Annotated in this window: 10 protein-coding genes; 5 read left to right on the forward strand and 5 right to left on the reverse strand. The window is 51.0% G+C overall.

From position 1 onward, the window contains the following. Both ABLU96_RS19405 and ABLU96_RS19410 read right to left on the reverse strand, forming a co-directional pair. A partial coding sequence (locus tag ABLU96_RS19405) for an Ig-like domain-containing protein (RefSeq protein ID WP_348862731.1) occupies positions 1–1,756 on the reverse strand: 1,756 nt, incomplete at its 3' end. 602 nt (positions 1,757–2,358) lie between these two features. Beyond that, entirely contained in the window at positions 2,359–2,772 is a 414-nt protein-coding gene (locus tag ABLU96_RS19410; protein WP_014228669.1) for a CoA-binding protein, read from the reverse strand. Between the two features lie 154 nt (positions 2,773–2,926). On the opposite strand from ABLU96_RS19410, the gene mgsA reads away from it, so the two are divergent. Next, the gene (gene mgsA / locus ABLU96_RS19415; protein ID WP_014228668.1) at positions 2,927–3,385 is read left to right on the forward strand and encodes a methylglyoxal synthase; all 459 of its coding nucleotides are present in this window, start codon (positions 2,927–2,929) and stop codon (positions 3,383–3,385) included. A 28-nt stretch (positions 3,386–3,413) separates the two neighbouring features. Here mgsA and helD read toward each other — a convergent pair whose 3' ends face one another. Beyond that, a complete protein-coding gene (gene helD / locus ABLU96_RS19420; protein ID WP_032695058.1) occupies positions 3,414–5,468 on the reverse strand; it encodes a DNA helicase IV in 2,055 nt (684 codons plus the stop codon). Positions 5,469–5,590: 122 nt separating this feature from the next. Here helD and ABLU96_RS19425 point away from each other — a divergent pair, with 122 nt between their 5' ends. Together ABLU96_RS19425 and yccS are read left to right on the forward strand one after the other, a co-directional pair. Continuing rightward, positions 5,591–6,037, forward strand: coding sequence for a YccF domain-containing protein (locus ABLU96_RS19425; RefSeq protein ID WP_004849527.1), 447 nt, complete (start codon positions 5,591–5,593; stop codon positions 6,035–6,037). 17 nt (positions 6,038–6,054) lie between these two features. Next, positions 6,055–8,190, forward strand: coding sequence for a YccS family putative transporter (gene yccS / locus ABLU96_RS19430; RefSeq protein WP_046878166.1), 2,136 nt, complete (start codon positions 6,055–6,057; stop codon positions 8,188–8,190). On the opposite strand, the gene ABLU96_RS19435 is transcribed toward yccS, so the two are convergent. Further along, entirely contained in the window at positions 8,178–8,801 is a 624-nt protein-coding gene (locus ABLU96_RS19435) for a TfoX/Sxy family DNA transformation protein (RefSeq protein WP_046878167.1), read from the reverse strand. The genes yccS and ABLU96_RS19435 overlap by 13 nt on opposite strands. 462 nt (positions 8,802–9,263) lie before the next feature. On the opposite strand from ABLU96_RS19435, the gene sulA reads away from it, so the two are divergent. Both sulA and ompA read left to right on the forward strand, forming a co-directional pair. After that, a complete protein-coding gene (gene sulA / locus ABLU96_RS19440; protein ID WP_048261052.1) occupies positions 9,264–9,773 on the forward strand; it encodes an SOS-induced cell division inhibitor SulA in 510 nt (169 codons plus the stop codon). A 353-nt stretch (positions 9,774–10,126) separates the two neighbouring features. Continuing rightward, entirely contained in the window at positions 10,127–11,197 is a 1,071-nt protein-coding gene (gene ompA / locus ABLU96_RS19445; protein WP_004849520.1) for a porin OmpA, read from the forward strand. 102 nt (positions 11,198–11,299) lie between these two features. Here ompA and matP read toward each other — a convergent pair whose 3' ends face one another. Continuing rightward, positions 11,300–11,752, reverse strand: coding sequence for a macrodomain Ter protein MatP (matP, locus tag ABLU96_RS19450; protein WP_014228663.1), 453 nt, complete (start codon positions 11,750–11,752; stop codon positions 11,300–11,302). Positions 11,753–11,857 lie beyond the last annotated feature (105 nt).

Raw genomic sequence — 11,857 nt, forward strand, 5'->3', positions numbered from 1 at the left:
CAGAATCCGAATCGCTGTCAGAATCCGAATCACTGTCGGAATCGGCATCGCTGTCGGAGTCCGAGTCACTGTCAGAGTCAGAGTCCGAGTCGCTGTCCGAGTCCGAATCGCTGTCTGAATCCGAGTCACTGTCGGAGTCGGAGTCCGAATCGCTGTCGGAGTCGGTGTCATCGCTAAGATCGACAGTTAATATAAATATCGGGGATCGTTCGCTGACGTTGCCGGCCAGATCGGTCACCGTGGTGCTCAGGCTATGGGATCCTTCAGCCAGGGCGTCAGGAGTAAAGCTCCAGCGTCCGTCCTCGTCCGCAATCGCGGTGCCCAGTACGGTATCACCGTCATAAATTGTGATCGTGGCGCCCGCTTCTGCCGTACCGCTCAAGGTTGGTGTATCATCATCCGTCACGCTACCGCTGTTCAGTGTACCCGTGTCTTCTCCTGCATTATCAGTTACCTGCAGATCGCTAACCGGGTTCACTATAGTGTCTACCGTCAGTTCAAACGCCGGCGAACGTTCGCTGACGTTCCCGGCTTTGTCCGTTACCGTAGTGCTCAGGCTGTGGGCGCCTTCCTCCAGACTAGCTGGCGTGAAGCTCCAGCGTCCATCCTCGCCGGCAACCACTGTGCCCAGCACGGTGTCGCCGTCATAGATCGTCACCGTGGATCCCGCTTCCGCCGTGCCGTTCAGGGTGGGCGTCGCATCGTTAGTCAGATCCCCGCTCTGCAGCTGGCCGGTGTGCTCTGCAACATTGTCGGTTACCTGCGGAATGCTGGCTGCCGGCGCAGTGGTATCGATGGTCAGTTCAAACGCCGGCGAACGCTCGCTGACGTTGCCGGCTTTGTCCGTCACCGTCGCGCTCAGGCTATGGGAACCCTCGCTCAGCTCCGGTAACGTGAAGCTCCAGTTGCCATTTTCATCCGCGACGACAGAACCCAGTTTGGTATCGCCGTCATAAATCGTTATCGTTGCCCCAGCCTCTGCTGTCCCTTTAATCTCCGGGGTCGTATCGTCAGTGACATCACCAGAATGCAGCACACCGGTGATGGGGCCCACATTGTCAATGACCGCTATGTTCTGTGCCGCGGTAGGTAGCTCGGTATCAGTATCGGAATCACTGTCAGCATCAGAATCACTATCCGCGTCGCTGTCAGCATCCGAATCACTATCTGAATCTGAATCCGAGTCGGAATCACTGTCAGAATCGGAATCACTATCTGAATCAGAATCACTGTCTGAATCAGAGTCGCTATCGCTGTCAGCATCCGTATCACTGTCGGAGTCTGAATCACTGTCAGCATCAGAATCGCTTTCAGAAACCGAAGAGTGGTGGTCTTTGTTTGAGGTGCCGGCGAACATTGCCGCAATACCCAGCAAAGCCGCGCCAGCCATAACCCAACCGGCAATACTTTGTCCCGCGCCACCGGTCGCGATGACTTCTGAAAGATCGCTAATCAGCGAATAGTGTGCCCCATCGGTACCCGCACCTTCTAGCCACCATAGCGCGCCGGTCTCATCATCCATAAGAACCAAATCACTGTGCTGTCCATGCTCATCCACAACGAAAAAGTTTTTAATTGTAACGGTGTCACCGTTTTGGAGTTTTAGAACAAGATCATTACCTTGTCGGGTATATGAACGAATATCCTCACGCTTAACGTGCAGGAGGACCACTGACTGCGTATTGAGATTAACTTGATTGCCATCGACGGTGTATTCAGCACCAGTTTCTTTCACTGTCACATTTATATTTTTCATCAGGTTGCACCCTTGAGATGAAGACGCAGTCAGAGGTATGAGATAATTCTTAATTATGCATCTTATTAGATATACCACTTAACGGAGTCCCGCAAGGTGAAAGCAAAATAATCCAATTACATTCTGTAATAAATTAAATTACTTAAATTACAACAAATTAAAATAATAAACTTACATTTTGAGATGTTAATATAGACCATAAGAAAAATGATTGCTCACGGTTATTACAATGAAGATAAAATCATGGATAATACATTTCTTATATCACCAAACCTCCATTTTAACGCTACGCCAAAAATATCTGTGATATTAGTCATATAAATGACATGAGAAAAAACAATTATTTTTTTAAACTTTAAAATATTTTATAAGGATTCCCCATATATTTTCTATGGTTTATTTATAAGAAATAAATTATCCTCGCAAGGAAATTTTAAGTAATAAGGGAGATAAAACCTGGACGATGCCTGTTAAATCCACAAAGACAATGGGTTTTATTTTAAAATAAAGAAACGTTTCGATGTAGTTTTAATTAAAATATTGACCATTAATAACTTAATCAATATTGATAATAAAAAACCCCGCCAGGCGGGGTTTTAGGTTTAACGGGCTAATCCTAATCGCGGGATCTCTATCGCCGGACAGCGATCCATCACCACGTTTAGACCGGCGTCTCGGGCGAGAACAGCCGCCTGTTCATTGATTACCCCCAGCTGTAGCCATAGCGTTTTCGCACCGATAGCCACTGCCTCCTGGGCGACGCCCCAGGCCGCTTCTGAGTTACGGAAAACATCGACCATATCCACTTTTTCCGGCACGTCAGCAAGCGTGGCATACCCTTTTTGCCCCAGCAGCGTGGTACCCGCAACCTTAGGGGAAACGGGAATGACGTGATATCCCTGCTCCAGAAGATACTTCATCACCCGATAGCTTGGGCGGTCAGGTTTGTCACTTGCCCCCACCAGGGCGATAGTCCGTGTCGAGGTCAAAATACCTGCGATATCGTTTTCTTTCATCATCATCCTCCTGCTATTTAGCCCAAGTGTATGCTAATCCGGATGAACCCGCATGAGTCCTGACCTGCAGATGCGTCAAATTTTTTCATCCCGACGCTTGCAGCAACAGTCACTTCCAGTAATCTGTCTACAGGCCAAAATGTGGAATGAAATGATGGAACTAACAACACGTACCTTGCCAGCACGCAAGCATATTGCGCTGGTTGCTCACGATCACTGTAAAGATATGCTGATGAAGTGGGTCGAGCGCCACCAGCCATTGCTGGCGCAACACACGCTCTCGGCGACAGGAACGACCGGAAATCTGGTGTCACGCGCAACCGGGCTGGAGGTGCATGCGATGCTGAGTGGTCCCATGGGCGGCGACCAGCAGGTGGGTGCGCTGATTTCAGAAGGTAAAATCGATGTATTGATTTTTTTCTGGGATCCGCTAAATGCCGTGCCACACGACCCGGATGTTAAAGCGTTATTACGTTTGGCGACGGTATGGAATATTCCCGTCGCCACCAATGTCTCAACCGCCGACTTTATTATCCAGTCCCCGCACTTCAGCGACCCCGTTGATATCCTGATCCCTGATTATCAGCGCTACCTTGCAGAGCGTCTGAAATAAGCCCCGCTGGCGGCCACGCCGCCAGCCATCATGGCTTTCTTGCTACCGGCACATCCAGCGCCTCTAGCATTTCAACAAACGGCGAAGGTTGCTCTTTATTAAACAACAGCCATACGCGCAGGCGGGCGCGGGTGATGGCGACATACAGCAAACGCCTCTCTTCGGCATCGGGAAAATCCTCCGGCTGCGGTAAGAGCGCCTGCTCCATAATCGACTCACGCGCCGGTGCAGGAAACGCATCATCCCCCTCCTGAAGGCCAAGAATTATGACGTAATCAGCTTGTTGTCCTTTGCTGGCATGAATAGTCATAAAATCGAGCTGCAGATGCGGCCAGCGCGTGGCGGCTTTCTCCAGCGCCGCCGGCTTCAAATGATGATAGCGCGCTAGCAATAAAATCCGCTGCTCTCGTTTGACATAGCCGCTCATTTTATCAAGCAGATCGTCGAGTTTGTCCTCCGCCAATAACGTCACCGCTTTTTTGTCCCCTGCGACCAGGCTGTTTAGTGGTTTCGTTAACTGGTGCGGATTTTGCTGGATAAACCCGTTGGCTATCTCGCCTATCCGGCTATTAAATCGGTACGTCGTATCCAGCGCACAGCAATCCCCTTCGCCAAAATAGTGATTAAAGGCCGTTGTTAAAGAGAGCTGAGCACCGCTGAAACGGTAGATGGCCTGCCAGTCATCGCCAACGGCAAACAGCGTCGTCTGCGTGTTTTGCCGACGTAACGCGGCGAGTAGGGATGCCCGCTGCGGGGAGATATCCTGAAACTCATCCACCAGAATATGCTTCCACGGGCTGACGAACCGCCCTTTATCCAGAATATTGATCGCCTGATGAATCAGGCCGGAGAAATCGACGGCGTTTTCATCTTTTAACGCCGTTTTCCACGCTTTTAGCAGAGGGGCCATCAGCTTAACGCGCTTGCCAAAAAGGTCGCGTACCTCTTCAGGGGCCCCGGCAATCATCTCAGCCTGCGAGCCGCCATGCATACGCATCAAGCTAACCCAGCGGTCAAGGCGGCTGGCAACACGACGTTGCAGCTTTTTGTCCTGCCAGAAATCCCCTTCAGGGATCTGCCACCCCATTTCCTCCTCCAGCCACAATCGCCAGCCTTTCGCCTGCGCTTTTTTCTCCTGGCACTGCTGCTGCCAGCTCTGTACTAAAAGTTTTTGCCGTGCAGCGCTGTCGCTCTCCAGCTTGCTGATCGTCGGGGCTTTTTTACTGCCCTGCTGGATAATGTGCAGGGCAAGGGAGTGAAAAGTACGCGCAGAGATCTCTTCAGTGCCCAGGCGCTCGCGGATGCGCTCATCCATCTCCTGCGCGGCTTGCCGACCAAACGCCAGTAGCAGAATTTGCTCAGCCGCCGCCTCGCCACGGGTCAATAACCAGCCTGCGCGCGCCACTAACACGGAAGTTTTACCGCTTCCGGCACCCGCCAGAACTAATAACGAACGCTCGCCGTTTACGACTGCGCGTGCCTGAGCCGGATTCAACGGCGATGATTCCACTGCGGCAAAAAATCCGCGGTATTGCTCCAGCATGGATTCCGTAAAAGTTTGGTTATGCTCGAGCCTGGCTTTTTCCGTATTACTCAACCAACTCTGGCATTGCCGCCATAGCTCGCGGCAGTTATCAAAAGCATCAAGACGGACTGTCGGCACTGGTAATCCGCTCAGCGCATGGCGTATTTTGCGCTGAATATCGCTTACCTGCTGACGCGTCAACCATTTACCTTCCGCGCTGGAACGCGCCACTTCCGCCAGCTGCTGGCGAAGTACATCAGCGGCAATATCGCTCATTTCCGCGCTCCACTGCTGCCAGAGCGTGTTCAGATGATGGTAAAAACGCTGGGTTTCACTCCATTCGGTACCGTGCAAACGCACAACTTTCTCGCCCGGTAGGGTAAACTCCAGCTCCCCCCAAACCAGCCCACGCTTGCAATGAATTGATAATAACTGATTGAAAGGTATAAGATATTCATGGCTATCACCGGAAACCTTTACTCCGGCATTAAGAAGTTGCACCCTGTCATAAGGATGCTGAGCCATACGCTTGCCCAATGTTGTCGCTCTAAGTTCCATATAATGTCGAATTTCAATCAGGTTGGATGTTTTTAAGTTTAACCGCCAGCGACCGGGTGCTCCAGCGTAAAAAACGCTACAATGGCCGTGCCTTATTATCCACCGTATTAAGCAGAGGGTTTATGCGTACCGTTCTGAATATTTTAAACTTTATCCTTGGCGGATTCGCCACCACGCTCGGCTGGCTTCTGGCGACGCTGGTCAGCATTGTGCTGATCTTTACCCTGCCTCTCACCCGCTCCTGCTGGGAGATAACAAAACTCTCTCTTTTTCCCTATGGGAATGAGGCCGTTCATGTCGACGAACTCGATCCTCAGGGAAAGAATAGCCTGCTAAACGCGGGTGGGACACTATTGAATATTTTATGGTTTATTTTCTTTGGCTGGTGGCTGTGCCTGATGCATATCTTTTGTGGTATCGCCCAATGCCTGACTATCATTGGCATCCCGGTTGGTATCGCCAATTTTAAAATCGCCGCTATTGCTTTATGGCCAGTAGGCCGACGAGTCGTCTCCGTCGAGACCGCTCGCGCCGCGCGTGAAGCCAATGCGCGTCGCCGCTTTCAGTAATTGAATGGAATAGAGAAATGCTCACCCCCCTGCTACGCCGCTATACATGGAACAGTGCCTGGTTATATAACATCAGGATATTTATCGCACTCTGCGGCACGACCGCATTTCCCTGGTGGCTTGGCGAAGTAAAACTCACGATTCCTCTAACACTCGGGGTGGTGGCAGCGGCGCTGACCGACCTTGATGACCGCCTGACAGGACGTCTGCGTAATCTGGCCATTACCCTCGTGTGCTTTTTTATTGCTTCAGCCTCAGTGGAACTCCTTTTTCCCTGGCCGTGGTTATTTGCGGCGGGATTAACCGTTTCAACAATCGGTTTTATTTTGCTCGGCGGCCTGGGCCAACGCTATGCCACCATCGCCTTTGGTGCTTTGTTAATCGCCATCTATACCATGCTGGGCGTTACGCTTTACAGCCACTGGTATCTTCAGCCGCTGTTTTTGCTGGCTGGCGCGGTGTGGTACAACTTACTTACCCTCTCCGGACATCTGATTTTCCCTATCCGTCCTCTTCAGGACAATCTGGCACGCAGCTACGAGCAGTTAGCTCACTATCTGGAGCTTAAATCACGCCTGTTCGATCCGGATATTGAAGATGAAAGCCAGGCTCCGCTGTATGACCTGGCGATAGCCAATGGCCAGCTTGTGGCCACGCTGAATCAGACGAAAGTTTCCCTGCTGACTCGCCTGCGCGGCGATCGCGGGCAGCGCGGAACGCGTCGCACTTTGCAGTATTACTTCGTGGCGCAGGACATCCACGAACGCGCAAGCTCATCGCATATTCAATACCAAACGCTGCGCGATCATTTTCGCTACAGTGACGTGATGTTCCGCTTCCAGCGTATGCTGTCAATGCAGGCGCAGGCCTGCCAGAAACTGTCTCGTGCCATCCTGCTACGCGAACCCTACCTTCATGACACTCACTTTGAGCGCGCTTTTATGCATCTTGACGCCGCGCTCGATCGCGTAAAAGCCAGCGGCGCGCCGGCAGAACAGATTAAGGCGTTGGGATTTTTGCTTAATAACTTACGCGCCATTGACGCCCAGCTGGCGACAATTGAATCCGTCCAGACGACTGTACAGTCCAGTCACAACACGGAAAACCTGTTAGCCGACGACCAACCTGGCAGTTTCAGCGATATCTGGCTGCGCCTGCGCAGTAATATGACCCCAGAGTCAGCTCTGTTTCGCCATGCGGTTCGAATGTCATTAGTCCTGTGCGCAGGTTATGCATTTATCCAGTTAACCGGACTGAACCACGGTTACTGGATATTGCTGACCAGCCTGTTCGTATGCCAGCCAAACTATAACGCCACTCGTCACCGGCTGGCGTTAAGGATAATCGGTACGCTCATCGGCGTAGCGATAGGCCTGCCGGTGCTGCTTCTCGTCCCTTCCGTCGAAGGCCAGCTGCTTTTAATTGTCCTGACCGGCGTGCTGTTCTTCGCGTTCCGTAATGTACAGTACGCCCATGCGACCATGTTCATTACCCTTCTGGTTTTGCTGTGCTTTAACCTCCTGGGGGAAGGTTTTGAAGTCGCCCTACCGCGTATATTTGATACGCTGATCGGCTGCGCTATCGCCTGGGCCGCAGTCAGCTTTATTTGGCCAGACTGGAAATTCCGCAACCTGCCCCGAGTACTTGAACAAGCAATCAATGCCAACTGCCGATATTTAGACGCCATACTCGAGCAATATCATCAGGGGCGCGACAACCGTCTTGCCTATCGTATTGCGCGAAGAGCGGCGCACAGCAGGGACGGTGAGCTGGCATCCGTTGTATCAAACTTATCAACAGAACCCAGAGCGGGCTCGCAAATGCGGGAAACCGCTTTTCGGTTGTTATGCCTGAACCACACTTTTACCAGCTATATCTCCGCCCTGGGCGCACACAGGGAAAAGCTGACAACGCCAGATATCCTGGCGCTGCTGGACGATGCCGTTTGTTATGTTGATGACGCGCTGCACCACTCACCGGCCGATGAACAGCGGGTACAGCAAGCTCTAACAAGCCTGCAAACCCGGATACAGCATCTTGAACCTCGTGCCGATAGCAAAGAGCCGTTAGTGCTTCAACAAATCGGGCTGCTACTGGCGCTGCTGCCAGAGATTTGCCGGCTACAGCGACAGGTTGAGATTCAACCTGAATAGCTCTCACTCTCCCGCATCTGTTCCGTTGCCCACTTCTCAAGCTCCTGACGCTGCTGCGTCGGGAGCGTGGCCGCGTGGACGCCTTCAATAGCCCCCTGTAAGGAATAAAGAATATTCACCGTTAGCGCTTTATTTATTTTTCGTAACCTCAACCAGGCTTCTTTGGCCCCAATCTTACGCAGCATTAATTCATCCGTAATGCCTGAATTAATCAGCTGTAGTTCCATATGAAAACTGATATTTGGCAAATTTTTTAATCTTCCGGAATGTCGCTGCCGATGTTTTTCATGACGCGCGCTCTGTAATGACAGCGCCGATAAATGAAAAAGCATTTTGCTATCCCGCCACAGTTCCTCATCAATATGATAATACTTCAGCGCGACCAGACGACCATTCTTCTGCATCTTCAACAGCGGGTTTTTATGCGCCACGCGGTACTCCGCGCTCTGCTCGCAAACCCGAAGATAGATTTCTCCCTCAGCCATCATGGCAAACACGGTATTATCTATCGCCAGGCTATAGCCACCAAATAAGGGCCGACAGCTTATTTTTCCTAATGGAGACAAACATGCCCGAAACTGATGGATCCTAAGACATATAAGTTTCTTCATGATTATTCCTTTGTTAATCATGTAAATAATACATAAATGTGCTAACGGATCCGTTAAAAGAGAAAATAAGTGACTTCTCTTCATGCGGCAACATGAATTATCTGTTCATTTTAATCAGCGTGTTTTTTTGCGAGCCGCTTTCAGAAAATAGTCATTTGATGAAGTTAAACGCGGGAAAGATAAAATGCTTAATTAATATTCATCACAGTAGCGTACAGAGAGCAGGGCATCCCTGTTCGCTCATAGACCGTTAATGCCATCATTTATGAGAAGAATTTAGCCAGCAAGAAAGCGCGACAACCATGAATTCACATTGTGTACGCGCGGACATCCGATGCGACCGGTTCGGGTTCACTCCCGGCGACGTACAAATTTCATCCAGCAACAGAGAAAATAGGGTTGATCTTTCACCCGGCCGCATATACTGTATATGCATACAGTAACCCACAGGCGGGATAGACTATGTTTACATCAGCTCACGCAAATCGTTCACCACTGACTTCTACTTCAGTACGTCGTCGCTCTCATGACGCTGCCGAACAGCCAGCTAATGGGCTGATCAGTGAAATAGTCTATCGAGAAGACCAGCCCATGATGACGCAGCTGCTATTGCTTCCTTTATTACAACAGCTTGGCCAGCAATCGCGCTGGCAGCTCTGGCTGACGCCACAACAGAAGCTGAGTCGTGAATGGGTGCAGTCGTCCGGTTTGCCGCTGTCGAAGGTGATGCAGATCAGCCAGCTCTCCCCCGCTAACACCCTGGAATCCATGGTTCGCTCACTGCGCACCGGAAATTATAGCGTCGTTATTGGCTGGCTATCAGAAGAACTGAGCATTGAGGAACATGAACGCCTGGTTGCCGCTGCAGAAGAGGGTCACGCGATGGGCTTTATCATGCGTCCGGTAAGAAATACCAATCAGCCAGGCAGACAACTTTCTGGGCTAAAAATTCACTCAAACCTGTATCATTAACCGAGTTTAGGATTAATCCTGGAATTTTTTTTGCCCTGGCGCGAGATGGGCTTTCTTGAACGGCATTTTTGTTAAAATGCTTGTCTGATGCGGCTTCGCGACTTTTTTTGCCTCGATTAAGTTCAACCGTATTGGTTAAACATAGCGTACACAACCCTTTTTTTTCATATGCCTGACGGAGTTCACACTTGTAAGTTTCGAACTAAGTTGTAGACTTTACATCGCCAGGGGTGATCGGCTTACGCTGCATGTATCAGCATAGTTAACAACAAGTCACGCCCCGGGTGAAGGATTTAACCGTGAGGTCTTCTGAACCTTCATGGCGAATTTTGGATGATAATGAGGCGCAAAAAATGAAAAAGACAGCTATCGCGATTGCAGTGGCACTGGCTGGCTTCGCTACCGTAGCGCAGGCCGCTCCGAAAGATAACACCTGGTACGCAGGTGCTAAACTGGGCTGGTCCCAGTATCACGACACCGGTTTCTACGGTAACGGTTTCCAGGGCAACAACGGCCCGACCCGTAACGATCAGCTGGGTGCTGGTGCGTTTGGTGGTTACCAGGTTAACCCGTACCTCGGTTTTGAAATGGGTTACGACTGGCTGGGCCGTATGGCTTACAAAGGCAGCGTTGACAACGGCGCTTTCAAAGCTCAGGGCGTTCAGCTGACTGCTAAACTGGGTTACCCGATCACTGACGATCTGGATATCTATACCCGTCTGGGTGGTATGGTTTGGCGCGCTGACTCCAAAGGTAACTACGCTTCTACCGGCGTTTCCCGTAGCGAACACGACACTGGCGTCTCCCCGGTATTCGCGGGCGGCTTAGAGTGGGCTGTTACTCGTGACATCGCAACCCGTCTGGAATACCAGTGGGTTAACAACATCGGCGACGCTGGCACCGTTGGTACCCGTCCTGATAACGGCATGCTGAGCCTGGGCGTATCCTACCGCTTCGGTCAGGACGACGTTGCTCCGGTTGTAGCTCCGGCGCCGGCTCCGGCTCCAGAAGTGACTACCAAGCACTTCACCCTGAAGTCTGACGTTCTGTTCAACTTCAACAAATCTACTCTGAAACCAGAAGGCCAGCAGGCTCTGGATCAGCTGTACACCCAGCTGAGCAACATGGATCCGAAAGACGGTTCCGCAGTTGTTCTGGGCTACACCGACCGTATCGGTTCTGATGCCTACAACCAGCAGCTGTCTGAGAAACGTGCTCAGTCCGTTGTTGATTACCTGGTATCCAAAGGTATCCCGGCTAGCAAAATCTCTGCTCGCGGTATGGGCGAATCCAACCCGGTTACTGGCAACACCTGTGACAACGTGAAAGCTCGCGCAGCTCTGATCGACTGCCTGGCGCCGGACCGTCGTGTAGAAATCGAAGTTAAAGGCTACAAAGACGTTGTAACTCAGCCGCAGGCTTAAGTTATCTCGTTAATAAAAAACCCCGCGATGCGGGGTTTTTTTTACCTTAAATTCCGCTATCAAAAAGCAGCAGCGCACCGATATATCCCGATGCTTGCATCACTACTCTTTACCTAACAGTACCTGCAAATCATGCTTCAGGCTGGACATCTTGCTGGCATACTTCTCTTTATGCTCAGCATCCTCAATCAACTGCACAATGGTTTCAGAAAGCGTTTTACCCCGTCTTTGCGCCAGACCCGCCAGACGCTGCCAGACCATGAACTCCAGGTCGATAGACTTTTTACGCGTATGCTGATGCTCCGCGTTAAAATGACGCTTACGTCGGGCGCGGATAGTCTGCTTCATGCGGTTCACCAGCGCCGGATTGATATGCTGCTCAATCCAGGTATTCACCAGCACGGGTTCATTTTCGAGCGTCAGTAATAAATCGACGGCGGCTTGCGCAGCGCTGGCTTCAATGTAGCGGGTAATAAGCTCACCTTCCCGGTGCTTTTTTACCAGATAAGTCCATTTCCAGCCGCTTTCAAGATTTTCCAGTTGTTGATATTTCATTGCGATCTCAATGTGACCGTGTAACTCATTTCAGGATATCAGTTTTTTCCTGATGTGCTGAGAATAAATGATCTTTCGTGATGTTGGTAGATTCGTTATCACCGC

This window comes from Klebsiella sp. CN_Kp106 (genome assembly GCF_040064575.1).
Lineage (GTDB): Bacteria > Pseudomonadota > Gammaproteobacteria > Enterobacterales > Enterobacteriaceae > Klebsiella > Klebsiella michiganensis.

What these genes read in the sequence shown, in the direction of transcription:
- ABLU96_RS19410 (WP_014228669.1), bottom strand. Translation starts at nt 2,772, where the DNA reads ATGAAAGAAAACGATATCGCAGGTATTTTGACCTCGACACGGACTATC.
- mgsA (WP_014228668.1), top strand. Translation starts at nt 2,927, where the DNA reads ATGGAACTAACAACACGTACCTTGCCAGCACGCAAGCATATTGCGCTG.
- helD (WP_032695058.1), bottom strand. Translation starts at nt 5,468, where the DNA reads ATGGAACTTAGAGCGACAACATTGGGCAAGCGTATGGCTCAGCATCCT.
- ABLU96_RS19425 (WP_004849527.1), top strand. Translation starts at nt 5,591, where the DNA reads ATGCGTACCGTTCTGAATATTTTAAACTTTATCCTTGGCGGATTCGCC.
- yccS (WP_046878166.1), top strand. Translation starts at nt 6,055, where the DNA reads ATGCTCACCCCCCTGCTACGCCGCTATACATGGAACAGTGCCTGGTTA.
- ABLU96_RS19435 (WP_046878167.1), bottom strand. Translation starts at nt 8,801, where the DNA reads ATGAAGAAACTTATATGTCTTAGGATCCATCAGTTTCGGGCATGTTTG.
- sulA (WP_048261052.1), top strand. Translation starts at nt 9,264, where the DNA reads ATGTTTACATCAGCTCACGCAAATCGTTCACCACTGACTTCTACTTCA.
- ompA (WP_004849520.1), top strand. Translation starts at nt 10,127, where the DNA reads ATGAAAAAGACAGCTATCGCGATTGCAGTGGCACTGGCTGGCTTCGCT.
- matP (WP_014228663.1), bottom strand. Translation starts at nt 11,752, where the DNA reads ATGAAATATCAACAACTGGAAAATCTTGAAAGCGGCTGGAAATGGACT.